Origin of the sequence: Frankia sp. AvcI1 (assembly GCF_001420875.1) — a bacterium.
In the GTDB taxonomy this organism is placed as follows: domain Bacteria; phylum Actinomycetota; class Actinomycetes; order Frankiales; family Frankiaceae; genus Frankia; species Frankia alni.
In genome coordinates this window covers 17,620-43,498 of sequence record NZ_LJFZ01000038.1, presented here as the reverse complement: position 1 = coordinate 43,498, position 25,879 = coordinate 17,620, and the positions used below count along the sequence as shown (strand labels likewise).

Annotated in this window: 17 protein-coding genes and 24 pseudogenes; 13 read left to right on the top strand and 28 right to left on the bottom strand. The window is 74.0% G+C overall.

Features of this window, described 5'->3' with window-relative positions; all coding sequences use genetic code 11:
• From UK94_RS67970 to UK94_RS67960, 3 genes and pseudogenes are all read right to left on the bottom strand, one after another.
• Positions 1–1,307, bottom strand: a pseudogene (locus tag UK94_RS67970) (CoA transferase); the annotation flags it as partial.
• A 1-nt stretch (position 1,308) separates the two neighbouring features.
• Positions 1,309–1,398 (bottom strand): annotated as a pseudogene (locus UK94_RS67965) (hypothetical protein); the annotation flags it as partial.
• Between the two features lies 1 nt (position 1,399).
• The coding region (locus tag UK94_RS67960; protein ID WP_235490279.1) for a CoA transferase at positions 1,400–1,783 on the bottom strand (384 nt) is incomplete at its 3' end.
• A 700-nt stretch (positions 1,784–2,483) separates the two neighbouring features.
• Between UK94_RS67960 and UK94_RS27945 the strand changes: the two genes are divergently transcribed.
• A complete protein-coding gene (locus tag UK94_RS27945) occupies positions 2,484–3,383 on the top strand; it encodes a hypothetical protein (protein WP_055752177.1) in 900 nt (299 codons plus the stop codon).
• 382 nt (positions 3,384–3,765) lie between these two features.
• Here the strand turns inward: UK94_RS27945 and UK94_RS67955 are convergent, their stop codons facing one another.
• The 14 genes and pseudogenes from UK94_RS67955 to UK94_RS67915 form a co-directional block, all read right to left on the bottom strand.
• Positions 3,766–4,320, bottom strand: a complete 555-nt coding sequence (locus UK94_RS67955) for a LytR C-terminal domain-containing protein (protein WP_235490307.1) — start codon at positions 4,318–4,320, stop codon at positions 3,766–3,768.
• Between the two features lie 15 nt (positions 4,321–4,335).
• Positions 4,336–4,606, bottom strand: a pseudogene (locus UK94_RS75260) (LytR family transcriptional regulator); the annotation flags it as partial.
• Between the two features lies 1 nt (position 4,607).
• A pseudogene (locus tag UK94_RS67950) lies at positions 4,608–4,928 on the bottom strand (LCP family protein); the annotation flags it as partial.
• Position 4,929: 1 nt separating this feature from the next.
• Positions 4,930–5,011, bottom strand: a pseudogene (locus tag UK94_RS67945) (hypothetical protein); the annotation flags it as partial.
• A 3-nt stretch (positions 5,012–5,014) separates the two neighbouring features.
• Positions 5,015–5,289 (bottom strand): annotated as a pseudogene (locus tag UK94_RS75255) (LytR family transcriptional regulator); the annotation flags it as partial.
• A gap of 430 nt (positions 5,290–5,719) precedes the next feature.
• On the bottom strand, positions 5,720–6,679 hold the full coding sequence (locus UK94_RS27935; protein WP_041939567.1) for a LysR family transcriptional regulator: 960 nt from the start codon (positions 6,677–6,679) through the stop codon (positions 5,720–5,722).
• A 125-nt stretch (positions 6,680–6,804) separates the two neighbouring features.
• Positions 6,805–7,674: an NAD(P)-dependent oxidoreductase gene (locus UK94_RS27930; protein ID WP_055752175.1), complete on the bottom strand. Its 870-nt coding sequence runs from the start codon at positions 7,672–7,674 to the stop codon at positions 6,805–6,807.
• A gap of 83 nt (positions 7,675–7,757) precedes the next feature.
• Positions 7,758–7,913 (bottom strand): annotated as a pseudogene (locus tag UK94_RS67940) (aldehyde dehydrogenase); the annotation flags it as partial.
• Position 7,914: 1 nt separating this feature from the next.
• A pseudogene (locus UK94_RS27925) lies at positions 7,915–8,934 on the bottom strand (aldehyde dehydrogenase family protein); the annotation flags it as partial.
• Positions 8,935–8,945: 11 nt separating this feature from the next.
• Positions 8,946–9,188 (bottom strand): annotated as a pseudogene (locus tag UK94_RS67935) (aldehyde dehydrogenase); the annotation flags it as partial.
• Positions 9,189–9,258: 70 nt separating this feature from the next.
• A pseudogene (locus tag UK94_RS67930) lies at positions 9,259–9,484 on the bottom strand (NAD(P)-dependent alcohol dehydrogenase); the annotation flags it as partial.
• Between the two features lies 1 nt (position 9,485).
• Positions 9,486–9,855: zinc-binding dehydrogenase (locus UK94_RS67925; protein WP_268761687.1), on the bottom strand; the 370-nt coding region annotated here is incomplete at its 3' end.
• Between the two features lie 89 nt (positions 9,856–9,944).
• A pseudogene (locus UK94_RS67920) lies at positions 9,945–10,111 on the bottom strand (alcohol dehydrogenase catalytic domain-containing protein); the annotation flags it as partial.
• 1 nt (position 10,112) lies between these two features.
• On the bottom strand, positions 10,113–10,341 hold a 229-nt coding region (locus tag UK94_RS67915), incomplete at its 3' end, for an alcohol dehydrogenase catalytic domain-containing protein (protein WP_235490276.1).
• Positions 10,342–10,594: 253 nt separating this feature from the next.
• Between UK94_RS67915 and UK94_RS27915 the strand changes: the two genes are divergently transcribed.
• The 4 genes and pseudogenes from UK94_RS27915 to UK94_RS67900 form a co-directional block, all read left to right on the top strand.
• Positions 10,595–11,860, top strand: coding sequence for a PP2C family protein-serine/threonine phosphatase (locus tag UK94_RS27915; protein WP_235490274.1), 1,266 nt, complete (start codon positions 10,595–10,597; stop codon positions 11,858–11,860).
• Positions 11,857–12,226: pseudogene (locus UK94_RS67910) on the top strand (DUF427 domain-containing protein); the annotation flags it as partial. The gene UK94_RS27915 and the pseudogene UK94_RS67910, both read left to right, overlap by 4 nt.
• 1 nt (position 12,227) lies before the next feature.
• Positions 12,228–12,394: pseudogene (locus UK94_RS76585) on the top strand (DUF427 domain-containing protein); the annotation flags it as partial.
• Between the two features lies 1 nt (position 12,395).
• Positions 12,396–12,496: pseudogene (locus UK94_RS67900) on the top strand (DUF427 domain-containing protein); the annotation flags it as partial.
• Between the two features lie 209 nt (positions 12,497–12,705).
• Here UK94_RS67900 and UK94_RS27905 read toward each other — a convergent pair.
• Entirely contained in the window at positions 12,706–13,332 is a 627-nt protein-coding gene (locus tag UK94_RS27905; protein WP_011605868.1) for a TetR/AcrR family transcriptional regulator, read from the bottom strand.
• A 14-nt stretch (positions 13,333–13,346) separates the two neighbouring features.
• On the opposite strand from UK94_RS27905, the pseudogene UK94_RS67895 reads away from it, so the two are divergent.
• The 3 genes and pseudogenes from UK94_RS67895 to UK94_RS67885 form a co-directional block, all read left to right on the top strand.
• A pseudogene (locus UK94_RS67895) lies at positions 13,347–13,889 on the top strand (NAD(P)-binding protein); the annotation flags it as partial.
• 1 nt (position 13,890) lies between these two features.
• Positions 13,891–13,986 (top strand): annotated as a pseudogene (locus UK94_RS67890) (hypothetical protein); the annotation flags it as partial.
• Between the two features lies 1 nt (position 13,987).
• On the top strand, positions 13,988–14,555 hold a 568-nt coding region (locus UK94_RS67885; protein WP_235490271.1), incomplete at its 5' end, for an FAD-dependent monooxygenase.
• A 24-nt stretch (positions 14,556–14,579) separates the two neighbouring features.
• Here the strand turns inward: UK94_RS67885 and UK94_RS27895 are convergent.
• The gene (locus UK94_RS27895; RefSeq protein WP_235490269.1) at positions 14,580–15,209 is read right to left on the bottom strand and encodes a TetR/AcrR family transcriptional regulator; all 630 of its coding nucleotides are present in this window, start codon (positions 15,207–15,209) and stop codon (positions 14,580–14,582) included.
• 192 nt (positions 15,210–15,401) lie between these two features.
• Between UK94_RS27895 and UK94_RS27890 the strand changes: the two genes are divergently transcribed.
• Positions 15,402–16,715, top strand: coding sequence for an ABC transporter permease (locus UK94_RS27890; protein ID WP_055752171.1), 1,314 nt, complete (start codon positions 15,402–15,404; stop codon positions 16,713–16,715).
• Between the two features lie 57 nt (positions 16,716–16,772).
• Here UK94_RS27890 and UK94_RS67880 read toward each other — a convergent pair.
• The 3 pseudogenes from UK94_RS67880 to UK94_RS67870 all read right to left on the bottom strand — a co-directional run.
• Positions 16,773–17,266 (bottom strand): annotated as a pseudogene (locus UK94_RS67880) (ATP-binding protein); the annotation flags it as partial.
• A 1-nt stretch (position 17,267) separates the two neighbouring features.
• Positions 17,268–18,307, bottom strand: a pseudogene (locus UK94_RS67875) (GAF domain-containing protein); the annotation flags it as partial.
• A 1-nt stretch (position 18,308) separates the two neighbouring features.
• A pseudogene (locus UK94_RS67870) lies at positions 18,309–18,542 on the bottom strand (histidine kinase); the annotation flags it as partial.
• A gap of 725 nt (positions 18,543–19,267) precedes the next feature.
• Between UK94_RS67870 and UK94_RS27880 the strand changes: the two are divergent.
• Positions 19,268–20,197 (top strand): universal stress protein, encoded by a 930-nt coding sequence (locus UK94_RS27880; protein ID WP_231861142.1) that lies wholly within the window; start codon positions 19,268–19,270, stop codon positions 20,195–20,197.
• A 43-nt stretch (positions 20,198–20,240) separates the two neighbouring features.
• On the opposite strand, the pseudogene UK94_RS67865 reads toward UK94_RS27880, so the two are convergent.
• The 4 pseudogenes from UK94_RS67865 to UK94_RS67850 all read right to left on the bottom strand — a co-directional run.
• Positions 20,241–20,931 (bottom strand): annotated as a pseudogene (locus UK94_RS67865) (MFS transporter); the annotation flags it as partial.
• Position 20,932: 1 nt separating this feature from the next.
• Positions 20,933–21,072, bottom strand: a pseudogene (locus tag UK94_RS67860) (hypothetical protein); the annotation flags it as partial.
• 1 nt (position 21,073) lies between these two features.
• Positions 21,074–21,326: pseudogene (locus tag UK94_RS67855) on the bottom strand (MFS transporter); the annotation flags it as partial.
• Between the two features lies 1 nt (position 21,327).
• Positions 21,328–21,833 (bottom strand): annotated as a pseudogene (locus tag UK94_RS67850) (MFS transporter); the annotation flags it as partial.
• A 404-nt stretch (positions 21,834–22,237) separates the two neighbouring features.
• Here UK94_RS67850 and UK94_RS67845 point away from each other — a divergent pair.
• Positions 22,238–22,852 (top strand): annotated as a pseudogene (locus tag UK94_RS67845) (MBL fold metallo-hydrolase); the annotation flags it as partial.
• 1 nt (position 22,853) lies between these two features.
• Positions 22,854–23,530, top strand: a 677-nt coding sequence (locus UK94_RS27870) for an MBL fold metallo-hydrolase (protein WP_235490267.1), incomplete at its 5' end; no start/stop codon positions are given.
• A gap of 86 nt (positions 23,531–23,616) precedes the next feature.
• On the opposite strand, the gene UK94_RS27865 is transcribed toward UK94_RS27870, so the two are convergent.
• Both UK94_RS27865 and UK94_RS27860 read right to left on the bottom strand, forming a co-directional pair.
• Positions 23,617–24,009: an RNA-binding S4 domain-containing protein gene (locus tag UK94_RS27865; protein ID WP_011605859.1), complete on the bottom strand. Its 393-nt coding sequence runs from the start codon at positions 24,007–24,009 to the stop codon at positions 23,617–23,619.
• A 27-nt stretch (positions 24,010–24,036) separates the two neighbouring features.
• On the bottom strand, positions 24,037–24,702 hold the full coding sequence (locus UK94_RS27860; RefSeq protein ID WP_157734472.1) for a YdcF family protein: 666 nt from the start codon (positions 24,700–24,702) through the stop codon (positions 24,037–24,039).
• 220 nt (positions 24,703–24,922) lie between these two features.
• Between UK94_RS27860 and UK94_RS27855 the strand changes: the two genes are divergently transcribed.
• Complete coding sequence (locus tag UK94_RS27855) at positions 24,923–25,801, top strand: TIGR03621 family F420-dependent LLM class oxidoreductase (RefSeq protein ID WP_197537219.1); 879 nt, start codon at positions 24,923–24,925, stop codon at positions 25,799–25,801.
• Positions 25,802–25,879: the final 78 nt, after the last annotated feature.

Sequence of the window (25,879 nt, the reverse complement as noted above, 5' to 3'; positions counted from 1 at the left end):
GCAGCAGCAGCGCCAGCACCGCCACCGCGCTCACCCGGGCGGCGACGTGATCGGGGTAGATCGTGATCGCGTCGCAGAACCCGTCCGGCAGGTCCGGGTAGCGCCACAGCTCGCTGAGGCCGGCGGTGGCCCGCACCAGCGGCCCGTAGCCGAGGCGGCGGCTCCACGGCCCGGTCGAGCCGAACGCGCTGCTGTCGGCGACGATGATCCCCGGGTTCACCCGGGCGAGCTCGTCATAACCGAGTCCGAGCGACTCCATGGCGCCCGGCTTGAAGTTCGACAGCACGACGTCGGCGGACGCGGCCAGCCGCAGGAAGATCGCCTGGCCGCGCGGGTCGCGCAGGTTCAGCCCGAGACTGGACTTGTTGCGGTGGCCCCAGGCGAAGCTCTCGCTCATCTGCCCGCCGCTGCGGTTCTGCCGCGAGCCGTCCGGGAAAGCCCTGTTCTCGACCTTGATGACCTCGGCGCCGTGATCGGCGAACAGCCGGCCCAGCTCCGCCCCGACGACGATCACCCCGAGGTCGAGTACCCGCAGCCCGGCGAACGGATGGCGCGGCGCCCCCGCCGCACCGATCAGGTCGCCTGCCCGCTCCGGACCGGGTCGCGAGGCGGCTGCGGTGGTCACGAGGACCGCGGGGTCGCACTCGCCGAGAGGCGGCGGGCCGAACCGCCGGCCGGCCCGGACACCGTCGATCTCCACCAGCCCGTCGGCCACCGGCACCGTCACGCCCGGGGCGACCTCGACGGGCACGAACGTCCCCCGCGCGCGGACATGCTCGCCGGCCACCGTCGCGGCGGCGTCGAGCAGGGCGGCGGCGGGCACGCCGAAACCGATCGACTCGGCGACGATCGTCTCCATGGTGCGCTCGGCGAACAGCTTCCCGATCAGCGGGTAGAGCTCGCCGGCGGCGGCGAAGCGGACGCCGATGTTGTCGTATTTCGGCTCGGCAAACTGGGCCGGTTCGCCGAGCCAGCGGAACATCCCTCGCCACTGCCGCGCCGCGAGCAGGCAGATCCGCACCCAGCCGTCGGCCGCGGGGAAGATCGGGTACAGGTGGCGGGCGTCAGGCCGCCCCCGCGGGAGGTCGCGCACCGTCGCCCCCGCGCGGGCGCTGCCCGAGATGCCGTAGCCCGGGTCGAGGACCTGGGCCACGGCCTCGAGCAGCGAGAAGTCGACGGCGTCGCCGCGTCCCGTGTCCAGCCGGTTGGCGTACGCGACCAGTGTGGCCCAGGCGGCCTGCGCGGCGGCGCACTCGTCGGCCAGGAACGCCGGCGGAAGCAGGGGCGGCAGGCCGGGCAGGCCCGAGNGGGACAGCAGGCCGCCGATCGCCACGTGCACGTCACTGCTGCCCGTCCAGTCCCGGTACGGACCCGTCAGTCCGAAGTCGGTGATGGAGANGACGACGAGGCCCGGGTGGGCGGCCAGCAGGCCCTCGGGGTCGAGGCCGAGCGCCGCCTGCTGGTCCGGACGGGCGGTGTGCAGCAGGATGTCCGCGGTCGCCGCCAGCGCGCCCAGGAGCTCCCGGCCCGCCGCCGTGGTCAGGTCCACCACCGCGGCACGCTTGTTGATCGCATGGACCGCGAACGACAGGCTCGTCCCGTCCTCGGTGAAGGGGCCCACCCGCCGCGACGCCGCGCCGCCCGGCGGTTCGATCCGCAGCACCTCGGCGCCGAGGTCGGCCAGGTAGCGGCCGGTCGACTCGCAACGGCCGTCCGCCAGGTCCAGCACCCGCACCCCCGCCAGCGGTAGGTCCACACCGGGGGGCCCAGCTCGGCCGGTCATCGGCTCTTCCCTCTCGTCGATCGGATGGATGCAGGTGCGGGAGGACGTCCACGGGTCTGCCCGCGCGGCGACGGCGAGAGTCGCGGCGCGGCTGCCCGGCCGGGCAGGGGAGCTGGGCGGGATCGCGCCCTGCCGTGCGGGCTGAGCCGCCGCTCGATCGTCGCCACCGGCTCCAGCGAACACCCGGTGTCGCGGCGACGCCATTGCGTTGCGTGCCAATCGGACGTGCCAACGGACGCACGGTGGCGCGTGTCCGGTCCGGACCCCACGAACGTGGTCCCCCATCGGCCCGCGAAATCCGGTGGAACTACTGACCAAAAGGTCAGGNGACTAGAAACGGCCTCATTGTCATAGCCGAGATGGGCTACGGAGCGAGTCGGACTGCCGTTTTCTGACTAGNAAGGATGTGGTCACAACGATGTGGCCCTCTCCTGTTGGCCGGACGTTCATCCGGCGCTGCCACCCTCTGCTCGGCGCGCCGGATGCTCACGTGCGGCGCGGCGGTCATCGAAGGGATCGACATGGGGGATCACGAGCACCGTGCGGATCGTCGCGGTGGGCGTCGGCGTCCGGGCCCGGTCTGCCCGGCCGGCCCGTCCTGCTCGGCGGTCGCGGTCGACGGGCTGACGCGACCCGACACCGCGGTGCCGGCCGTGCTGGCGTCCGCCGTGCTGGGGCCCGCCGTGCTGGCGCCCGTGCGATGACCGGGTCGCTCATCGTCGGGGTCGACGCCGGCTGCACCTCGCTGCGCGACGCCGACCTGCTGATCCACCGGCTGGTCGAGGCGCTGGACCTGCCGGGGGACACCGTCGCCTGCACCCACCTCGTCGGCGCGGACAACGCACACGTGGCCCTGTCGTTCGCGCTGCCGCCGACCTGGCGCGATCCGGGTAGCTGGCGGCGCGTGGCGCATCTCGCCGGCGAGCTGGCGATCGTGGAGCTGGCGGCGGCCCGGCGCGCCGCCGCGGCCACGTTGGTCGGGGCAGGCCCAGTCGGGGCAGAGCTGGTCGGGGCAGGCCTGGCCGGGCCAGGACCGGTCGGGCCAGGACCGGTCGGGGCGGGACCGGCCGGGGCGGGACCGGCCGAGACAGGCCTGGTCGGGGCGAGCCCGGTCGGGGGACACCTGCTCGGGGGATACCTGGTCGGGGGATACCGGGCCGGAGGGCTTGACGGCGCGGCAGCGCCCGGTGCGTCGACCGGATCGATGGTCGAGTTTCTCGCTGTCGGGGCGCTGGTAACGGGGCCGGTGGGGCTGGCCTGCGGGGCTGAACGGATCGGCCCGCCCGAGCTCGCGGACGGCGCCGCGCAGGCCGTCGCGGACCACGCCGGCCGGCAGGGCGGGCGAGCCGTCGTCTACCCGGGGGTCGGCCGGCTGCGCGGCACCGTGCTGGTGGAGACCGTGCTCGGGCAGACCGCGGTGGGCCGGGTCGTCGTGCCCACCGGGCAGGCGGAGCCCCGCCGGTCCGACCTCCTGCGCACCCGCAACCACGTGCGGCCCGTCTGGCGCGACGGCGTGCTCACCCTCGTCGCCGCCGCCGAGCGCGGCCGGGTGTTCACGCCCTCCGAGGTGCCCCACCCGTCCCCGGTGGGCGGCTGCTGACGCCGGCACTGCGGGACGCGCCGGGTGCCCCCGCCGTCGGGGCACTCCCGCTACCGGGCTCCGTGCAGCGTGCGATTCCCGGCGCGGAAGAACTACCGGTAAGGCGGTCGTCATTACCTTGTCGGGTGGTGCCTGGTTTGTTTTTGGTCGATCGTCAAGGTGGCCTGGACGCGGCATTCCCATTGTTCGAGGAATGCCCGGCGCGCCGACCCGCCGACGACGATGCGCCGTCGGCGGGCCGGCCCGGCTAAGTTGCCGCGGGTGTGGGAGAGGCTTTCCCGCCTGAGGTTCCGGAGCGGTTCAGCAATTCCTTCGGTCGATGATCCCGCCGACCGGGGGCTCGGTGTCGAGCCGGCGATCGGCTCGCCGGGGAGGGATTCGGTCAGTAGGTGCAGGTGGGGGCCTCGGGAGGGGCGGTCGGGCCCTGGACGGCGGGGGTGGCGCCGGCCGTCGCGTCGCCGGCCGTCGTGCCGCCGGCCGCCGGGGCCGGGTTGGCGCTGGACGTCCCGGTGCCCGAGGAGACTGCCGGCGTGACGACCTCGGTGAATCCGGAACCGAGGACGAGCTGGACGCCGGTGACGCTGGAGTCGGCCAGCACGCTCGATCCCGGCACGGCCGCGGCGACGGTGCGCGCCTCGGCCTCCTGCCCCGGCCCGTAGATGACCCGGGAGGTCACATGGGTGAGTGCCGAGGCGTTGCCGGCGTTGCGTGCGTGGAAGCCCTTGCGGGTCAGCGCGGCGGTGACCTGGGAGGCGAGGCCGGAGCGGGAGGAGCCGTTGTAGACGGTGACGCGGACCTGCGACGGGGCCGCGGTGGCGCCCGGGGCGAGCGACGGGCCAGCGCCCGCGCCCGCGTCGCCCGACGTGGTGGCGCCCTCGACGCGGCCACCGAGCGGATTGACGATCCGCAGCAGGTCGTCGGGCCGGTAGAACTGCACCGACGCGCGGGTGCNGTGCAGGCGGATGTCGCCCATGTCGTCGACGGCGCCCTCGGCGCGGGTCGGGGCGTGGGTGGGCACGGTCTGCATCCGGATCCCGCCGCTGGTCAGGCCCTTGATGCGGGTCGCCAGGCCGCGCAGGTCGGCGATGGTCGTGTGCTCGTCGAGGGTGAGCGCCCCCGCCGCGGTGGACACCAGCCGCTCGGCCTTGATCGGGTTCGTCAGCGTGTCACCATTCATGATCTTGTGGAACATGGCGCCGATGAACTGCTGCTGGCGGCTGATCNGGTCGGTGTCGCCGGCGGGCAGGCCGTGGCGTTGGCGGACGAAGGCCAGCGCCTGGTCCCCGTCGACCTGGATGGTGCCCGGGCCGCCGTGGAAGCCGCTCATCGGGTCGTTGGTGTTCGTGCTGACCCGCCACCGGCCGTTGTCGTCCTGGAAGCGCTGGGGCGGCGCGTTCGAGGGCTTGATGCACACCTCGACGCCCCCGATGGCGTCGGTGATCTTCTTGAAGCCCTGCAGGTCCATCGAGATGTAGTGGTCCACCTGCATGCCGGTGAGGCTCTCGATGGTCTTGACCAGCAGTGACGGGCCGCCCGACGAGATGGNCGCGTTGAACTTGTCCTTCGTCGACGCGTGGCGCTTGCCGTTCGTGTCGGTGTACTCGGGGATCGTCACGTACATGTCCCGGNGNAACGAGATCATCGTCGTGGTCCCGTCCTTGCTCAGGTGGGCGAGGATCGTCGTGTCGGAACGCTGCCCCTCGACGTCGCCGTACTCCCCGCCGGTGCCGGCCCGGCTGTCCGTGCCGACCAGCAGGTAGTTCGCCACGCCCACTCCGCTGGAGCTGCCGTCGGAGAGCCCGAGGTCGATGCGGTTGACCTTGCCGTTGATGAACGAGTAGGCGGCCCAGCCGCCGACCGTGACCAGCAGCACGCAGCAGGACACGAAGGAGAGGAAGGCCAGCATCCCGCGCCGACGCCGCGGGGGAGGGCCGCCGGGCCCCGAGCCGCGTCCCGACCGGCCGGGTCCCGAACCCCGCGGATCCAGCCGAGAGGGGAGGACTCGCATGCTGTCCACGGCGTCGTACTGCAGGTGCGGTGCGGTCACATCCCGCCTTTCCTCGAGGGGCCCTGCGGGCAGGGTCCGACGTAGTGCGGAAAGTAACACGTATGGGTTATTGGCTTACCGTGAGGGGTGTCGACGGGATTCCCCGTATACGTGGCGCGATGGGGGCGGCACCCTGTCGGGATTCGTCCCTCGATCGACGTCGTCTCCGTCGATCACCGTCGAGGACGACGGCGTTCCGTGACGTCCGACCACGCGCCCGGGGGCCCGCCCGCACGATGCGCCCGGCGGGTCGGACCGCACGCCCTGCGGACCGTCGCGGTGCGCGACCTCACCGAGGCGGGATCGTGGCGCGCAGGTGGTCGACCGCGGCGGAGATCCGAGAATCGCGGGAGGCCGTGGCGCGCGACCAGGCGAGGCCGAGCTGGAAGTCGATCTCGCCGGGGGCCAGCGGCACCAGGGCGAACGCCGGGTCGGTGAACACCCGTCCGGCGGGCCCGGAGTTCGCCGAGCCGGTGAGGGTGAGCTGGCGGGAGCGGCGGATGGTGTTCGCGAGCGCGAGCAGGTCCTGCTCGCGCATCGTGACGACGTGGGCATGACCGTCCTGCTCCAACCGGTCCCGAAGCCGGCGCATGGCGGTCGGCTGTAGCCGGGTGGGGGTCAGCAGGATCTCCCGGTCGCGCAGGTCGGCCAGGTACAGGCAGGTGCGGGTCGCCAGCTCGTCGTCGGCGCGCATCGCGACCCGGAACCGGTAGGTGACCAGCGGTAGCACCGCCAGCGACGGATCGTCGACGGGCAGGTGCACCAGGGCGAGGTCCAGCTCGCCGAGGGCCAGGGTCGCCAGCAGCTCGCTGGACGGGCTGTGGACCAGCTCCGCCAGACCGCTGCGCGCCCCGTCCGGGACGTCCGAGCCCGGGGTGGGGGTCTGGCCCGGCGCGCCGGTCAGGAACGAGGTGAGGGTCGCGGCGACGCGGTCGACGATGTGCGGCGGCGCGAAGTGGGTGGATCCCAGGCGCAGGGGCGGGAGCTGGCCGGCGGCCTGGCGGGCGGCGAAGCGCGCCTCCTCCAGACTGCGCAGCGCCGCCTCGATCGGTGGCAGGGCGGCCCGGCCGGCCTCGGTGAGTTCCAGCGAGTGATGGCCGCGGGCGAACAGCTCCACGCCCAGTTCGTGCTCCAGCGCGCGGATGCTGCGGCTGACCGGCGACGGCGTCAGGTGCAGCCGCGTCGCCGCGCGGCCGACGTGGCCCTCCTCGGCGACGGCGACGAAGGCCCTGAGCTGTCCGATCTCCATGTCAGGTCCAACTGACCATGACGGGCGTCCACTGTCAAAGCCGACCACCCACCGCGATCGTCGCCGGTGCGTCGGGCGCCGGCGGCGGTCAGATGCCGGCGTCGCCGCGGCGTAGGACTGGTGGCTCAGCCGTTGCCGCTGACGTGGTCGCGCCAGGAACGCTCGGGCTTCCAGCCGAACAGGGCGCGGGCCCTGGCGATGGAGATCCCGCCGGCGTCGGGGCGGTCGAGCTCCCGCAGCGGTGGGGCGTCCGCGCCGAAGACCTCGGCGGTGAGCTCGGCGAGTGGGCGGCCGGCGATGTTGTCGGGCTGGGCGGCGTAGACGACCTCGTGGCCGGGGGTGTCGGCGGTCGCGGCGAGGGCGATCAGGTCGGCGAGGTCGTCGGCGTCGACGTAGGACCACTGGTTGAACGCGCCCCGGCGCGGATCGGCGGCCACGCCGGCGTGGACGGTCTCGTAGGCGTCGGGGATGAGCACGAGGCTGGGACGCACGGAGACGGCGGTGGCGTCGCTGCGGCGCACGAGCGCGTCGCAGATGTTCTCCCCGAGGGCCTTGGACAGGCCGTAGGCGTCCTGGGGGCGCAGCGGGTGGTCCTCGTCGACGGGCAGGTAGTCGGGCAGGAACGGCCGTTCGGCGGTGACGAAACCGGGCGCGGTCTCGCTGGAGGTGTAGATCAGGCGGGGCACGCGGGTCCGGGCGACCGCCTCGGCGATGTTGTACGTCGACTGCGTGTTGGTGGCGAAGATGACGTGCCCGGGGTCGTGCGAGGGTTCGGGGATGCCGGCGGTGTGGATGACGACGTCGGGGCGGGTGCGCAGGACGACGGCGACGGCCTGCCCGTAGTCGGTGAGGTCGGCGCGCAGGTAGGGGTCGAACGGCGGGCCGTAGTGGGCGGCGACGATGTCCGTCCCGGTGACCTGGTGGCCGTCGGCCCCCAGCCGCGCCACCACGCGGGAGCCGATCTTGCCTCGGGATCCGGTGACCAGGACTCGCACGGCCGCTCCTGACGTCCTGCTTGCACAGTGAGTGTCACTTCGCGTCGATTCGGAACGGGATGGCGAATGGTCGCGCCATGCCCTCATGCCGTCGGCGGCGGCGCGGGCTCGCCGACGGCGACGAAGACCGAGCGGGCATGGGACAGCTCCCGGAAGCCGTGTACGCCGTGGTAGCGGCCCATCCCGCTGGTGCCGACGCCGCCGAAGGGGAGCTGGCTGTCGACGAAGTGCAGCGCCCANCCGTTGACGGTGACCCCGCCGGAGGACGTGCCGGCGAGCACCGCGTCGACCAGGGCTCGGTCATTGCTGTAGACGTACATCGCCAGCGGCTTGCCGCCGGCGCGGACGTGCTCGACGACCTGGGCCGGGTCGGTGAAGGTCAGCACGGGCAGGATCGGCCCGAAGATCTCCTCGCCCATGATCTTCATGTCGGGGGTCACGTCGAGCAGGACCGCGGGCGGCAGGACGGTCCCGGCGGGATCGGGCGTCCCGCCGCCGACCAGCGTTGCGCCCCGGGTGACCGCGTCGTCGAGGTAGCCGGTCAGCCGGTCCACGTTGCGCTGGTTCACGATCCGACCCAGGGCCTCGGGCACGAGGCCGCCCTCGCGGTAGAGGTTCTTCTCGACCCACCGCTGGTAGTGCTCCAGGAACTCGTCGCGGACCTCCGGGCGCACCCACAGGTGGTCCGGCGACAGGCAGATCTGCCCGGCGTTGCTGTGCTTGGCCTGGGCGATCTGGACGGCGGCCGTCGCGACGTCGGTGGTTCCGTCGACGATCGCCGGGCACTTCCCGCCAAGTTCGAGGGTGACCGAGGCGAGATGGCGGGCGGCGCCGGCCATCACCACCCGCCCGACCGCGGGGCTGCCGGTGAAGAAGATGTGGTCGACGGGCAGCTCCAGCAGTGCGTTCGCCAGCTCGACCCCGCCGGTGAACACGGCGACGTGCTCGGGGGAGAAGACCTCCCGGATGATCCGCGCGCTGATGGCGGAGGTGGCCGGGGCGAGCTCGTTCGGCTTGACGATGGCGGTGTTGCCGGCGGCGATGATCGGCACCAGGGGCTGGAACAGCAGGCCGAACGGAAAGTTCCACGGCGCGAACAGCAGGCAGACCCCGCGGGCCTCGTACTGCACGAACTCCGCGGCCCCTTCGCCGAGGTACGGCGGCGGGGTCAGCGGGGTCGGTGCCGTCCACGAGGCGAGGTGGGCGACGGCGTCGTCGATGTCGGCGAGCACCGCCGCCACCTCGGTCGGGACCCGGGGGNGCGGGGGGCNCAGCAGGTCGGCGTGCAGCGCGGCCCGGATCTCGTCGAGATGTTCGGTGATCGCCGCCCGCAGGCGGGTGAGATGCCCGGTGCGTTCCTCGACGGTCGACGTCTTCGTGACCCAGCGATGCCGGCGCTGCGCCTCGAAAATCCCGCTGAGGTCGCTGAGGTCGCTGAGGTCGCTGAGGTCGGTGCGGTCGGTGCGGTCGGTGCGGTCGGTGATGTCAGGCGTCTTCTCGGTCTCAGTGGTCATGGCTCTCCTCATCGGGGGCTCTCTGCTCCGGAACCGGTACGAGGGACCGTCACTCGAGGTGCGGCATGCNCAGCACCGCCTTGAGGACGCTGCCCACCCGCGCCCGCTCGACGACGGTGCCGATATCGGCGAAGTCGAAGACCGTCACGAGCCGTTCGATCGGCAGCCGGCCCTCGCGCCAGTGGCCGGCGAGCCGCCCGACGAGGTCCGCGGGCGACCCCCGGCCGGCCGCCAGCGTGCCACGGACCGTCAGCCCGCGGCTTTGCAGCAGGGTCGGATCGAGGCGGACCGACTGGNCGAGGGTCACGCCGACGAGCGCCGCCTCACCGCCCGGGGCCAGTGCGGCGACGGCCTGCTGCATGACGGCGACGTGGCCGGCGGCCTCGACGGCGTAGTCCACACCGCCGGACTTCTCGAGGACGGCGACGGCGTCGGTGTCGCCGGCGTCGATGGTCCGGTCCGCGCCGAGCTCGGCGGCCAGGCGCAGCCGCTGCGGCCGGGTGTCGACGGCCGTGATCGACGCGCAGCCCGCGATGCGCGCCGCCATGACGGCCGCCAGCCCCACGGCCCCGGCCCCGAACACCGCCACGCTCGACGCCGGCCGGACCCGCAGCGTGTTCAGGACCGCGCCCGCTCCGGTGAGGACCCCGCAGCCGAGCGTGGCCATCAGCTGAAGGGGAAGGTCGGCGTCGACGCGGACCGCGTTGCGCTCGGTGGCCAGCGCGTACGTCGCGAACGAGGACTGGCCGAAGAAGNTGCCGAAGGCGGGCCTGCCGTGCTGGCGATGGGTCCAGGATCCGTCCGGTCGACGCCCGCCGCCCAGGTTGAGGCTCTGGTAGCACAGGCAGTAGGACGGCTGGCCGCCTCGGCAGCTCGCGCAGTCCCCGCAGGAGGCGGCGACCAGAACGACGTGGTCGCCGGGCNCCAGAGCCCGCACGGACGCGCCTACCCGCACCACGACGCCGGCCCCCTCATGGCCCAGCACGGCCGGCCAGCGCAGCGGCACCTGGTCCAGGATCGCGAGGTCGGTGTGGCACAACCCGGTCGCGTCCAGCCGGACCAGGATCTCGTCCGGGCGGGGGTCGTCCAGCTCCAGCGTCTCGATCCCCAGCGGGCCACCACTGGCGTGCGCGACGGCGGCGGTGATCTGCATGGTGGTGCCCTCCAGGGGACGGTCGAGGCGCTGATCGCTCGGGCGGAAGTCGCTGGGCCCCGACGTGCGGTGACGCCGACAGCCCGGCGCCACGCCGGCTACCGTCCCGCCAGACTCGCGCATCCGGGGGCCGATGACCATTGCGGATTTTCGTCCGTCGACGTGTCACTTGGCGCAACCTCGCCCTTGTTCGGGCGTGCTCGCCGCGGCGCAGGCGCGCATACTCGTCGTAGTGATTCGTGACCGAAAGTCAGTGAACCGTCGTGGCGCCGTGCGGCGGCCGCTGCCCGCGTCCGAGGCGAGCTGGGGGCGGTCGCTCATCCCCCTGGTCGTCCTGCTCGCCGTGGTCGTCATGGACCTCACCGGCGACCGGCGCTATGTGATCATCACCAGTCTGGTGATCAGCCCGCTGCTCGCCGCGGCGCTGGTGTTCGGCGCGCTGCAGGCCATTCCGCTGGGCTACTACACCGGGGTCGGCCACGACAGCCTCGTCGCCCAGATCATCCGGCTGGCGGTGATCGCGACGGGCGGCGCCATCGCGGTCGCCGCCAGCCGGGACCGGCAGCGGCGCGAGGTGCGGCTGCGCGACGTCACCCGGGTCGCCGACGTGGCGCAGCGGGCCATCCTCGGCGTCGTCCCCGCCCGCCTGGGCGATCTGCGCCTGGCCGTGAACTACGACAGCGCCGCCGCGCAGGCCCGAGTGGGCGGGGACCTCTACGAGGTGACGCAGACCCGCTGGGGGGTGCGGATCCTCGTCGGTGACGCCCGGGGCAAGGGCCTCGACGCCGTCCGGCTCGCCAGCCGGGTGACGGCCACCTTCCGGGTCCTCGCCCGTCACCTGGCCGACCCGGAGGAGATCGTGGCCGCCCTCGACGCCGAGGTGGTCCGCTCGGGCGGGCCGGAGGACTTCGTCACCGCCGTGTTCGCGCAGATCGACGGCGTCCGCCTGGAGCTGGTCAACGCGGGCCATCCCGACCCGGTGCTGCTGCGCCGGGGCGCGCCCCGGCTGCTCGCCGCCACCGGCCGACGCACCCCGCTCGGCCTCGGCGCGACCGGCACCACCGTCGTGCGCAGCCACCTCGTCGCGGGCGACCGGATCCTGTTCTACACCGACGGCCTGGCCGAGGCCCGCCGTCCCCACACCCGGGAGTTCTTCCCGGTGCTGCCCGCCGCCCAGGCCGCCCTCGGGCCGGCGCGCCGGCTCGACGCGGGACTGGCCGACCTCGTCGCGGCCCTGGGGCGCTGGACCGAGGCGACGCTGAGCGACGACGTCGCCCTGCTGGCCGCCGAGTTCGCCCCGCCCACACGGGCCACGACCCCGGCCGCGGACCAGCCCGCCCGGGAGGCCGCCGTTCACGGCGCCGGCGCGCCCTGGCGGGCGCCGACCGGGGCGCGGGAAGGCTCCCGACCCGTCGCCGGTTGCTCCTCAACGGCGCCGATGACGCCCGGAGCCGCGGCGGCGACGGGCTCGCCGGGGGCCGGCGCGGGAGCGCCGAACAGACGGGAGGCTGTCCGATGACGACGCAGCAGGCGCGGGGCCGGGTCCGGCTGGAGCAGGGGCGCAAGCGGGTCCGGGCCTACCTCGCCGGGCGGCTGGTCGTCGACACCACCAGCCCGGCGCTGGTCTGGGAGAACCCGCACTATCCCGCCTACTACCTGCCGCGGGCCGACGTCGTCGCCGAGCTGGTCCCCACCGCCCGCACGGAGCACTCCCCGAGCCGCGGCGAGGCCGTCTACTACGACGTGGTCGTCGAGGGGCGGACCGCGCCGGCGGCGGCCTGGGCGTACCCGCAGTCCCCACTGGAGGGACTGCGGGACCTGGTCCGCCTCGACTGGGAGGCGATGGACCGCTGGTTGGAGGAGGACGAGCCCGTCTACGTCCATCNGCGCAGCCCCTACACCCGCATCGACGCGCTGCCCAGCTCCCGGCACGTCCGGGTCGAGATCGACGGGGTGGTCGTCGCCGAGTCCCACCGTCCGGTCGTCCTGTTCGAGACCGGCCTGGTGCCGCGCTACTACCTGCCCCTGGTCGACGTCCGCCAGGAGCTGCTGCNTCCCTCGGACACCCGCACGCACTGCCCGTACAAGGGCAGCGCCGAGTACTTCTCGGTGGAGGTCGACGGCCGGCGCCATGACGACGTCGTGTGGACCTACCNCACCCCGCTGCCGGAGAGCGCCCGGATCACCGGCCTGGTCTGCTTCTACGACGAGCGCGTGACGGTGTCCGTCGACGGCGTGCCCACGCACCCCTGACCAGCTCCGCGCGGGGCGGACCGCGCCGTGCGGTGCGTTGTGCGCGGTCTGAGCCTGCGGACGGTGCACAACGCACCGCAACCGCCTCCCGCGCAGGCGGGCCGGCGTCGGTCAGGCGTCCGACGGCGGATCGGTCGGCGCGCCGCGTAGGCCGTTGAGCAGCAGGGTCGTCAGGGTGTCCAGCACCTCGGCGTCGGAGTAAGCCGGGGTCGGCGAGCGCAGCAGGGCGAGCGCCAGCGTGGACAGCAGGCCGCCCATCGCCGCGGCGAGCAGGATGGGATCGCCGGGTAGCTCGTGCCCGCTCTCGCGCAGGTACTCCAGATGGTCGCGCAGCATGTCCGTCTCGGTGACGAGGCTGCGCCAGGCCTGGTCCGGGGCGTGCCCGCCGGTCAACGACGCCTCGTGCAGCGCGACGACGACCGGCAGGTTCTCCCGCATGACCCGCCAGGCCACGGCGAGATGGTCGTGGAGCTGGTCCCGGTCGGTCAGGTCATGGTCGCGGGGGTGTTCCGAGCGCCGCATCTCCGCGGACGCCGCTCCGCGCAGGTCCGCCAGCAGCGCCGCGAGCAGCTCTTCCTTGCCGGCGAAGTGGTCGTAGAACGAGCCGGTGGCGCGCCCGGCCGCGGCCGTGATGTCGCTGATCTTCGTGTTGAGGTAGCCGCGCTCCACGAACAGCCGACGCGCCGCCTCCTTGAGCGCGAGCTCGGTCTCGGCCGCCCTCGCCCTGCGCACGCCCACCGCGACCTCCTCGTTTGACGTTCCCGTTCGCGCCTGATCATACTGAGCGCCAGTTCACCGAATTTCTATTCGGTGAAACTCGATTCAGTGGGAGGGGCGGCATGAGGGTCGTGGTGGTCGGCGGGGGAGTGGCCGGGGCGGCGAGCGCGATCGCGCTGCGGCGGATCGGCGCTGAGGTGACAGTCCACGAGGCCCACGAGGAGCCGGCCGGGCCGGTCGGGTCGTTCGTGAGCCTGGCGGCGAACGGCCTGCGCGCCGTGGCCGTGCTGGGCTGCCTGCCCCAGGTGCGCGCGGCCGGGTTCGCGGTGCCGTGGCAGCGGATGTGGTCGTCGGCCGGCAGGTCGCTCGGCGAGGTGGCGCGGGGCCGGGCCCGCGGGGACGACCTGGTCAGCGTCACGCTGATGCGGGCCGACCTGGTCGCCGCGCTGCGGGCCGAGGCGGCGCGGCTCGGCGCCCGGATCGTGACCGGCAGCCCGTTCGACGCCGCCCGCGTGCGGGCCTGCCTCGACGGCGGCGTCGACCTGGTCGTCGGCGCGGACGGGATCTGGTCCGGCGTGNGGGAAGTGCTCGACCCGCACGCCCCGCGGCCGGTCTACGGTGCGATGTTCAGCGTCAGCGGCGTCTCCCGCGCGGACGACCTGCGTGTCGACACCGNCACCTTCAACATGATCTTCGCTCGCCGTGGCGTCTTCCTCCATCTGGGCGCTCCGGACGGGTCGGTCTGGTGGTCGGCGCAGGTCAGCGGCCCGCGCCCGGCGGACGTGCACGCCATCGGCCTCGGCGACCTCCTCGACACCTACCGCACCGAGCCGCGGGCGGTGGAGATCCTGCGCGCCACCCGGCAGATCCACGGCGCCACGCTGCACCACGTGCTCGCGCGGGTGCCGCGCCACCATGGCGACCGACTCGTGCTCGTCGGTGACGCCGCTCACCCGGTCGGCGCCGGGCAGGGGGCGTCGATGGCGCTCGAGGACGCCGTCGCCCTGGCCCAGCACCTGCACGCCGAGGGCGCCGGCGGACGGGCGCTCGACGGCTACGAGCGTCAGCGGCGGGCCAGGGTCGACAGGATGGCGAAGGAGGCGACCCGCAACCGAGACGTCAAGACCGCCGGACCGATCGCCCGACGGATGCGTAACGTGATCATGCCCGTCGTCTTTCCCCGCGTCTACGAGAGTGCGACGTCCTGGCTCCACGACTACGACCCCGGCGCGCTTCCTGCCTGAGCCCCGTCGGCTCGGCGGGCGGGGTCAGCCGGTCAGGACGGACATCGCCCGGTCGAGCAGGGCGGCGAGATCGGCCGTCCCGTCGGAGTCGCGCCAGACCGTCAGGGCGGCGTCGTAGCAGCCGAGCGCGGCCGAGGCCAGCGCGCGGGGGCGCGGGTCGGCCGTGTCCGTCGGCGCGATGGCGAGGCGCCGGGCGAGCTCGGGGGCCAGCAGCCGCTGCCAGCTGTTCTGCCGCTGCAGCTGGCGGCCCTGGAGCGACGGCGTATCGACCATCATCCGGGACAGCCGCAGGGCCCGTTCGGGGTTCTCGGCGTTGACGCCGATGATCGCGTTGAGCGCCTGGCGCAGCGCCTGCCACGGCGTCTCGTCCGCGGGGCGGCCGGCGAGCGCGTCGCGCAGGACCAGGCCGCGTTCCTCCACCCCGAGCAGGACGACGTCCTCCTTGGTGGCGAAGTAGCGGAAGAAGCTGCTGCGCGACAGGCCTGCCTCGGCGGCGATCTGGTTGATCGTCGTCGCTTCGAAGCCCTGCCGGTCGAACAGGTCGAAGGCGACGGCCGTGATCTCCGCCTGCAACGCCCGCCTCGTCCTGCTGCGCAGATCGGTGCCCCGCGAGGGGGTTGCGGCGTCGGCGGGGACTGCCGCGGGGTTCTTCACCACGGGTCGAGGATACCAGATCTGGCATCTCGACTCAGATGTTGGACTCAGTCTCATATTTGGGCTAAAGTTTCACCGCGACCACCAGTCGAACCTCCCCCAGCGAACCGACCCCCGGCGTCCTCCCGGGCACAGCGGCCGGCCTGCTGGTCCTGCACCCCCATCGGACTTTCACGCGCGGGAAAGTGACCAATGACAGCGGAGACATCGGCGTCCAGCGGGGCGCCCTCGACCGGGCTCGGCCCGTGGATGCGCTTCCGGCGCCAGTACTCCCGGCTCTCGCCGCCGGTGCAGATGATCGGCCTGCAGCTGTGGCTGCCGCTGGTCTTCGTCATCGCCTTCTGCCTGTGCTACATCAACGCCTTCCACCAGCCGGCGCCGAAGGACGTCAAGGTCGCGGTGGTTGGGACCGGCCCGGCGGCGGCGACCCTCGCCGAGCGGCTGGCGGGCACCAGCGACGGCATGCTGTCGGTGTCGACGGTGGGCTCGGTCGACGCCGCCCGCGGTGACGTGCGCGACGGCGACCTGGCGGCGGCCTTCACCCCCGGCGCGGCGAACCAGCCGGCCCGGCTGCTCATCGCCAGCGGCGCCCAGTTCCAGCTCGCCGAGGTCGTCCAGCAGACGTTCGCCCCGGTGGCGGCGGCCGAGGGCACCACCCTCGCCGTCGACGACCTCGCCCCGCTGCCCAAGCACGACTCCTACGGCACCTCGGGCTTCTACCTCGCGCTGGTCTGGACCATCGCCGGCTACATGGTCGGCATGTTCATCGGGATGATGGGCCAGACGCTCAAGCACCACGTCCGCCTCGGCCTGATCGTCGGCTCCGGGTTCGTGTTCTCGCTGCTCGGCACGCTGTTCGCCGGTCCGGTGGTGGGCGCCGTGCACGGCCACTTCCTGTCGCTGTGGCTGCTCGGCTGGACGACGGCGATCGCGGTCGGCCTGGTCGTCAACGGCCTGTCCTACTTCATCGGCCGGTTCGTCACCGGCGCGGCGCTCATCCTGTTCGTGTTCCTCAACATCCCGTCGTCGGGCGGGGCGTTCCCGGCCGCGTTCGTGCCGGAGCCCTTCAAGTGGCTGCACCCGTACGTGTTCGGCACCGGTGTGCTCGACGTGCTGCGCGGTGTCGTCTACGACGCCGGGCCGGGGATCGGCCACGGCGCGACGGTGATCGGCGTCTACGCGGCGGTCGGCATCGTGCTCACCGCGGTCGGTCGGCCGTTCTTCAACCGCCGCAACCGGCTGCGGGCCGAGCGCGGCAAGCCGGTGTCGATGATGCTGGCCGCGCAGGGCGCGGCGATGGCGGCCCGCCAGGCCGAGCAGGCCGAGGCCGCCGCCGGCACCCGCCCGCACCACACCACCACGAGCGACGCCCCCGCCCGCGGCGCCACCACGGACGCGGGCCTGCGGCGGGACGGCGAGTTCCGTGACAACGAGTTCGCCGACGAGGAGGTCGAGTCCGACGCGGCCGCCGTCTCCGGCGCGGCGGCGGGCAGCGGCAGCGCCTGACCGGACGCGGCGCGCCGGTTCAGCCGAGTGGCGCCGGTTCAGCCGAGTGGCGCCGGTTCAGCCGAGGGGCGCCGACCAGCGCACCCGGGTGCCGCCGGCCGGGCCGGGCTCCACGGCGAAGGTTCCGCCGAGGGTCTCGGCCCGCCCGCGCAGGTTCGCCAGTCCGCTGCGCCGCGTCGTCGGTCCCATGCCGACCCCGTCGTCCACCACGTCCACGCTCACCCGGCCGTCCGCGACGGCCACCGTCACCTCGACGGCGCGGGCGTGGGCGTGGCGGGCGGCGTTCGACAGGGTCTCGCGCACCACGGCGATGAGATGGTCGCCGACGGCGGCGTCGATCGCCGTGTCGACGGGGCCGTCGAGGTGCAGCCGCGGGGTGAAGCCGAAGGCCCCGGCCATGTCGTCGATGATCCCCAGGATCTGCGCCCGCAGCCCGCTGCCCGTGGCCGGGGTGGCCCGCCCGCGCAGCTCGAAGATCGTCTGGCGGATCTCCCGCACCGTCTCGTCGAGGTCCTCGACGTAGGTGCTCATCCGCTCCGCGCGCGCCGCCCNCTCCTCGCTGGCGGCCAGCCCCTGCAGGCCCATCGCCACCGCGAACAGGCGCTGCATCACGTGGTCGTGCAGGTCGCGGGCGATCCGGTCGCGGTCCTCCAACAGGGACAGCCGGCCCCGGGCCGCCCGTGAGCGGGCCAGTTCCAGGGCAAGGGCGACGTGGGCGGCGAACGCGGCGGCGAGTTCGAGGTCCTCGTCGCTGAACAGGACGCCGCCGCGGCGCCGGCCGAGGATCAACGCCCCGGAGGTGACCTGCGAGGCGATCAGCGGCACGATCATGATGGGGCCGACGTCGAGCTTGTCGATCTCGGAGCCGCCCAGCGTGCGCACATCGGCGACGACGAGCGGGGCCCGGTCGTGCACCGCCCGGCCGGCCAGCGACGTCTCCAGCGGGACCCGCAGGCCGCGCAGCAGGTCGGCGTCGTTGCCCTCGGCGACGTCGAAGGACAGCTCCCGCGCCGTCGGGTCGCACAGGGCCAGCGCCGTCGTGTCCGCCCGGGCGACGTCGCGGGCTCGCTGGACGATCAGCTCCAACGGGTCGTCGCCGTCGGCCAGCAGGTGGCGGGTGATGTCCGCCGAGGCCTGCGACCACTGCTGACGGTGCTGGGCCTCGCCGAACAGGCGGGCGTTGTCGATCGCCACGCCGGCGTTGGCGGCCAGCGCCAGCACGAGCTCCTCGTCCTCGGCCGTGAAGATCCGCCCGCCGCGCTTCTCGGTCAGGTAGAGGTTGCCGAAGACCTCGTTGCGGACCCTGATCGGCACGCCGAGGAAGGCCCGCATCGGCGGGTGCCCGGCGGGGAAGCCGACGGCGCGAGGATGATCGGCGATGTCGTCGAGGCGCACCGGCCCCGGCTCGGCGACGAGCAGGCCGAGCACCCCGTCGCCGCGAGGGGTCCGGCCGATCGCCTCGACGCGGCCCGGATCCATCCCGACATGGATGAACTGTTCGAGGTGACCGTCGCGGGCGATGACGCCGAGCGCGCCGTAGCGGGCGTCGACCAGCTCGCAGGCGGACTCGACGATGCGGCGCAGCACCACGTNGAGGCTGAGGTCGGCGGTGACCATGCGGTTGGCCCGCAGCAGACCGCGCAGCCGGCCCTGGGTGGCCAGCACATCCTGGGCCCGCTCCACCAGCTGGGAGAGAAGCTCGTCCAGTTCGAGCCGAGCGACAGCGGGGAAGATCAGGTCTCCCGACGACCCGGGCGGGGAGCTCTGCCCGCAGGCCGCCCCGGAGGTCCCTGCGCCGGCCGGCGCGAGGTCCCGTTCGGACTCCATGCTTCCAGGACGATAACCGATCCGCGACGGGCGGCGGTCAACATCCGGATCGCGGCCGAGGCGTTCCCGGTGAGGACGGGTCGCGGGTCCCGGCGGGGGCCATCCGTCCGTGGTGGGCGCCACGTCATCGGGATTGCGGAGTCGGCGCGGACGGTTCCGCGGCGGCTCGCGCCCGCCCGGCCTGCCCGGTTCGACCCACAGCCTCGACGACGTGCACCCGCGTCGTCCTCACTTCGCGCACCCTCATCGGGCAGCCTCCTGGGTCGTCACGTCACCTGCCATGGTCGGCCTCGCCGCGCCCCGGCGCACAGGGACCTTGGGCGCGCATCGTGGAGCACTTCCTCCCGTGCGATCCGCACCGTGCCGGCCGCGGATCGGTCCCCGGCGGCGCGCCACCCCCTGCTGCCAGGGCGTCCGTCGTGAACACCGGCGTCACCGGCCGCGTCGCCGAACCACGCCCCCGAGCGGACCGCTGCCCCACCCGATCGGGGCGGGTGGTGGACGGCCTGCCCCGATCGGGCCAGCCGCGGCTGTCCGCCGGCGGCGCGGTATCCCCCGGACGGGGAGGACTCGGCGGCCGAACGCACCGACGACGGCGGGCCGTTCGGATCCCCCGCGGGGGCCGGGGCGCACTCGCCGACCCGGGCCGCGGCGGGCACCCTGGAGGAGAGAACACCGGAGCCGGCTACCGGGGATCTGGAGTTTCCGTGTCAGGGTGCGTCGTGGTGGGAGTGGACGGATCCAGGGACGCCGACGCGGCTCTGCGCTGGGCCGCCGGGGAGGCGTGGCTGCGTGGGGACCGTCTCGAGGCGATCCTCGCCTGGACGGCGGACGACTGCCCGCGCGAGGTGCTCGACCGCGCCTACGCGCCGGGTCCCCACACGGTCGAGGGGACCGCCCTGGCGCTGCTGCGGGAATGCGTCCAGCGGACTCGGGATCCGCGTCGCCCGGTGCCCGTCACCGAGCGGGCCGTCTACGCCGACCCGGTCGAGGCGTTGCTGTCGGCCGGCGCCGGCGCGGACATGATCGTCGTCGGCTACCGGGGGACCAGTCGGCTGCGCCGCTACCTCGTCGGGTCGGTCGCCGCGGCCTGCCTGCACCAGGCGACCAGGCCGGTCGTCGTCGTCCGGGCGGACGGCCGGGCCGCCGAGGACGACGACGACCGGCCCGTGCTCGTCGGCGTGGACGGGTCGGCGGCGTCGCTGGCCGCGTTGCGCTGGGCCGCCGGGCAGGCGGCGCTGCACGCGGCACCGCTGCGGGTCGTCCACGCCTGGCAGCCCACCCCGCTGCTGCCACCCGGTCACCGCGCCGCCCGCGACCGGGCGGCGCTCGAACAGGCCGCGCACGCCGTCCTCGACGACTGTGTCACCAGCGGACTGCCCGACCGGGGGCTGCCCGCCCGGGCCATGCCGGCCCGGGCTCTGGCCGCCAGGGCACCGGCGGACGAGGGGCCGGCGGCCGTCACCCTCGACACCCGGCTGGCGCTTGGCGGGCCGGCGCAGAGCCTGCTCGCCGAGGCCGTCGACGCCCGGCTGCTCGTGCTCGGCAGCCGTGGTCACGGCGGCTTCGCCGGCCTGCTGCTGGGCTCGGTCGCCCACCAGTGCGTGCACCATGCGCGCTGCCCGGTCGCGGTCATCCCCGACCCCATCCGCTGATCGGGCCCGTCATCCGGCCGGACGACGGGCAACGCCGCAGCGGTCAGTCGCCCGGTCGCGGCTGCGAGCCGACGGCCGAGGGAGCCCGGGAGTCCGTGCTGGCACCGCCGGCCGAGCTGCTGCCGGCCGAGCTGCCGCCGGCCGGAGTGGGATCGACGGGGCCCTGGGCGACGAAGTCCTTGCGGCGGATGAGGAGGAGCGCGCAGACCGCGCCCACGAGCGCGACGACCCCGGTGACGATGAGCAGGTCGTTGATCGCACCCGCGAAGCCGGCCTTGACCGCGCCGGCCAGCGGGCCGCGGGCGCTCGGTGGGGTGGCGGCGAAGAGCTGGTCGGCGTCGCCGCGGCGCAGCGTGTCGGCGATCTGCCCACCCTGCCCGCGCAGCGCCGGGACCCCCCGCAGCGCACCGTTGATGCCGCTTTCCAACCGAGCCGCGAAGATCGAGCCAAGGGCCGCGATGCTGATCGCCATGCCGATCTGGCGGAACGTGGTGTTCGCGCCCGAGGCCATGCCGGAGCGCGCCGGCGGCACCACCCCGACGGCCGTCGAGGCCAGCGGCGGGTTCACCATCCCGCTGCCGATGCCCGCCAGGACGAAGCCCGGGATCAGATGCGTCCAGGAGCTGCCCGCGTCCAGGCCCGCCATGAGCAGCAGGCCGACGCCGACCAGCGCCAGGCCGGGGCCGATGAGCCAACGCGCCGGCACCACGCTGCTCAGCCGTCCGGCCGCCGTCNCGGCGACGAAGCTGCCCGCACTCACGATCAGCAGCCGCACGCCCGACCCGAGCGCGGAGTAGCCCAGGTCGTTCTGCAGATAGAGGACCAGATAGACGAACATCGCGAACAGCGAGCCGTTCATCGCGACCGCGGCCAGCNACCCGCCGAGGAACGTCGGGGTGCGCAGCAGCGACAGGTCGAACATCGGGTTTGCGACCCTGGTCTCCACGGCGACGAACGCGACGAGGAACGCGATGCCCAGGGCCAGACTGACCACCACGCCCGTGTCCGACCAGGCCGTCTCGCCCGCTCGGATCAGGCCGTAGACCACGCCGACCAGCCCCGCGGTGAGCACCGCGAAGCCGGGCCAGTCGGGCCGGTGCGCCGCCGGCGGCCGCGACTCCTCGACCTTNCACACCGTCAGCGCGACCGCGACGATCCCGATCGGCACGTTGACCAGGAAGATGCCCCGCCAACTGATCCCGCTGGTGATCAGGCCGCCGAGGATGGGCCCCAGCGACGTGGCGATGCCGGTGACCGCGCCCCACACCCCGAAGGCGATCCCCCGGTCGCGGCCGCGGAAGCTGTGGGCGAGCAGCGCCAGCGACGTCGCGAACAGCACGGCGCCGCCCACGCCCTGCACGCCCCGAGAGATGATCAGCATGAGCGCCGACTGCGAGAGCCCGCACAGCAGCGACCCCGCCGTGAAGATCGTGAAGCCGATGCCGAACAGCAGGCGCCGCCCGTAGAGGTCGGCGAGCGAGCCGGCCGTCAGCAGCAGCGCCGCCAGGGTCAGGGCGTAGGCGTCGATGACCCACTGGACGTCGGCGAAGCCGGCGTCCAGACCGCTCTGGATCTCGGGCAGCGCGACGATCACGATCGTCACGTCGAGCAGCAGCATGAACGTGGCGCCGCAGACNACCAGCAGCGTCCACCACTTCCGATCCATGGTTCTCCTTGAGGCCTGGAACATCCTTGTGCCGCGGGCGGCATTGCTCCGACGTTTCGCGACGGCCCGAGGTGACTGGACCGGGTGCGGCGGTGGCAGGGCCGCGGAGGTGGGTCGGCGGAGGTGGGTCGGCGGAGGTGGGCCGGCGTAGGTGAGGTTGGCACTTCCCGTATGCCCGGTCACGGAAAAGTCATAGATGACCGCGGTCGTTCTGATCCCATCGGTGGGACGGGCCGGCCTGCCCGCCGAGAGGTGATTCGTCCCGCGGTATCTGGGTATCGCGTCGATGTTAGGGATCGTTCCCTATCGCATCGGAGCCGCCTGCGGTCCCTCCGGCCTGGTCGGAGCGGCCGCCCGACCTCGACGGGACGACGATGGCGATCGACACAGGACGACGAGGGCGCCGGCCGCGGACGCAGACGGAGCACACCGGGCCGCCCCCTGGTGACACCGGGCGGTGCCCCGCGGGACACACCCAGTGCCCCGCGGGACACACCCGGCGCCCCGCGGGGCACGCCGCGCGGCCGGTGGGGCTTACCGCATGGCTGGTGGGGCTTACCGCGCAGCCGGTGGAGCACTCCTGGTGGCGGCGGGTGCCCGGTCTGCGCGGACGCCGTCGTGCCGGCCGCGGCCGGTCCCGCTGGTCCGCCGGTGCGGTGGCGTTGGGCTGCGCCGTCGCGCTGGCCGCGGGCTGCGCGAGCGCGGACGGTCCGGCCCGGGCGACGCCGGCGGCCCCGGCCAGATCGGCGGGAGCAGGTGCGGTGGGAGCGGGTTCGGCGGCAGGAGCGGCTCAGGTCGGGCGGTACGCCTCGCCGAACCCGGGGTCCGTCAACACGCTCTGGCTGCGGACCTCGGCCGGCCTGCTCGTCGTGGACACCGGGCGATCCCTCACCGACGCGCGGCAGGCCGTGGCCGCCATCCGCCGCACGGGCCAGCCGGTGGCCGCGATCCTGATCACCCATCCGCACCCCGACCACGTGGGCGGGATCNGCGTGCTGCACCAGGCCTTCCCGACGGCGCCGGTCTACGCCTCCCAGGCCACCGTGGCCGTCATGCGCACCGATCCCCTCGGCTTCTACGACCAGACCCGGGCCCTGCCCCACTCGGACTATGCGGCTCGGCTGACCCTGCCCGACCACGTCGTCGCGCCGGGTGCGACGGTCGACGTGGGCGGCACCCAGGTGCCCACCGCCGAGTTCGGCGCCGGCGAGTCGAGCGACGCGACCGTCTACTACGTCCCGGCCACCGGCGACCTGTTCGTCGGTGACCTCGTCTCCAACGGCGCCACCCCGGCCCTCATCGAGGGCCACACCTGCGGCTGGCTCGGCGAACTCGACCAGGTGCAGGCCCGATTCCCGCAGGCGGTGACCCTTCACCCCGGTCACGGTGGGCCCGGGCGCCCGGCCGACCTCATCGCCCGGCAGCGGTCCTACCTGCACCAGTTCCGTGAGCTGGTCCGGGCGGCGATCGCCCCGGCCTCACCCGGCGGCGCGACCGTCACCCCGGCCGAACAGGACTCGATCATCGCCGTGATCGAGCGGAACCATCCCGGCTACCCGCCCGTCGCCACGCTGCCGGATCTCCAGCGGGCGAACATCAAGGCGGTGGCCGGCGAGCTCGCCACGACGAACCCCGCGGCCGAGCCCGCCGCCTGCCGGGACGCCTGACCTCGACCTGCCGGGCCCGCCTACCTGCCAGGGCCGCCGATCGTCCGGGGCCGCCGATCGTCCGGACGGTCGGGGCCGCCGGACGGTCAGAGCGGCCCCGGCGGGCGGGGCTGGTCGCGCAGCCGTTCGAGCACCCGGCGGTCGCGCTTGGTCGGTCGGCCGGCGCCCCGGTCGCGCACGGCCACCGCTGGAGTCGGGTCGCGCGGCACCGGGGGGCTGTGGTCGACGAAGCACTCGGCCGCGACCGGCGCCCCGACCCGCTTGCGCAGCACCTTCGTGATGATGACGATCCGCTCCCGACCGGCCAGCCGGAACCGGATCTCATCGCCCGCACGGACCAGGTGCGCGGGTTTGATCCGCTCGCCGTTGAGCCGGACGTGCCCGGCCCGGCAGGCCTCCGTCGCCTGCGAGCGCGTCTTGACAAGCCGCACGCACCAGATCCACGTATCGGCCCGGACCGAGTCCTCCGGCGGTGTCATGGCGCGACTCTACGAACCCGGGTGACGTCAGGCCGCCCGCGCCGGTGCGAGGCGCTGGGCCACGCGCACCGCGGCCCGGGCGATCTCGTAGCCGGCGATGGGCAGTTTGAGCCACCAGTGGTCGAGGAACCGGTAGTCGTCGGTGGCGACGACCCGGGCGGCGAGCTCGGGCCGCAGCCGGCGCAGATACCGGCGTCCGCGCGCCGCGTGCAGCGGATCCGAGGCGATCGCGACCGTGTCCGCGGACTCGACGAACGGCAGTGCGAACGTGATGTTCTCCCAGGTGTTGCGGGCCGAGGTCTCCAGCCGGATCTTCTCCGCGGGCACGCCGAGCGCATCGCGGGCGTACCCGGCCATGGCCTCCGCCTCGGTCACCGCGCCGGGCGGCCCGCCGCCGGTGAAGATCAGCCGGCTGCCCGCGTCCGGAGCGAGCGAACGCACCCCGATCTCGGTGCGCCAGCGTTGGAGCGGATGCAGAGTGCCCGCACGGGTCGACGGGAAACCGAGGACGACGACCGCCTGAGCGCCCCGTCTCGCGGGCAGACCGCGCCCACGGCCGCGGAGCTGGCGCGACGCCCGCCAGTGCAGCGCCTCGGCGACGGCGACCGGGGCGGCCGCCACACCGGCGACGGCGGCGACGGCGCGAAGCCGCCGTACCCACGGCCGCGTGCGGGCGGGCCGGGTCGCTGTCACGACTCCATAGAACACCGCGCCTGGCCGCTCTCGGTCTTTTTCGGACGTGATGCGGTGAGCGCTCCTGTCGGGCCACGACAGGAGACGATCATGCTGCGGTCGTCGGCGCAGTAGGGTGGCAGTAGGATGATCGTGACGCTGCCGATCGGTGTGGATGCGCAGGCGGGGAGCCCTGGGAACCGGCGCGACGACGGCAGGCTCGCCAGAGGGGGAGTCGACCGTGCGGCCGTTCCGGTTCGGGGTGAACATGCTCGCGGTCTCGGCGCCGGGGGAGTGGTCGACGGCTGCCCGCCGGGCCGAGGAGCTGGGCTACGACGTGCTGCTCATCCCCGACCACCTCGGGTTGCCCGCACCGTTCCCCGCGCTGGTTGCGGCCGGGGCCGCCACCGGCCTGCGGCTGGGCACCTTCGTCCTCAACGCGGCCTTCTACAGTCCGGTGCTGCTGGCCCGCGAGGTGGCGACCACCGACGTGTTGACGGCGGGGCGCCTGGAGCTCGGCGTCGGCACGGGTTACGTCGCCGAGGAGTTCGCCGCCGCCGGCATCCCGTTCGGCACCGCGCGGGACCGCGTCGACACCCTCGAGCGGGTCATCGACGCGGTGTACGGCGCGCTGGGCGACCCCGCCCATGCGCCGCAGCCGGTGCAGCGGCCGGTGCCGCTGGTCGTCGGCTGCAACGGGGACCGGATGCTCACCCTGGCGGCGCGTCGGGCGAACGTCGCCGCGTTCACCGGCGGCGCCGCCGACCCGGCGAACCCGGCGAACCTGCGGCTGCTGTCCGGCCCCGCGTTCGCCGAGCGGATCGCGTTCTTCGAGAAGGTCGCCGGCGACCGGGCCGGCGAGGTGGAGCGCAACCTGCTCGTCCAGGATGTCGCCGTCACCGACGACCGGGAGGCGGCACTGGCCGCCTGGGCGTCCCGGCTGCCGTACCTGAGTGCCGAGGAGATCCCCACGGTCCCGGCGCTGCTGGTCGGCACCGTCGACGAGATCGCCGACCAGGTGCGCGGCCTGCGTGAACGGTTCGGCATCACCTACGTCACCGTCCTGCAGCCCGCGCTGGAGGCGTTCGCCCCGGTGATCGCCGCACTGCGCCGCGACTGACCGGCCACCGTCCGGCGGTTGCGCGGCACCGCCGGTTCGTTGGTCCGGCCGTGGCCGCATGGTCGGGCCGTGCCCGTG

Excerpts from the sequence above, each read along its gene's own strand:
- UK94_RS27945 (WP_055752177.1), top strand. The coding sequence starts at position 2,484 with ATGACCGGGTCGCTCATCGTCGGGGTCGACGCCGGCTGCACCTCGCTG.
- UK94_RS27935 (WP_041939567.1), bottom strand. The coding sequence starts at position 6,679 with ATGGAGATCGGACAGCTCAGGGCCTTCGTCGCCGTCGCCGAGGAGGGC.
- UK94_RS27890 (WP_055752171.1), top strand. The coding sequence starts at position 15,402 with ATGACAGCGGAGACATCGGCGTCCAGCGGGGCGCCCTCGACCGGGCTC.
- UK94_RS27865 (WP_011605859.1), bottom strand. The coding sequence starts at position 24,009 with ATGACACCGCCGGAGGACTCGGTCCGGGCCGATACGTGGATCTGGTGC.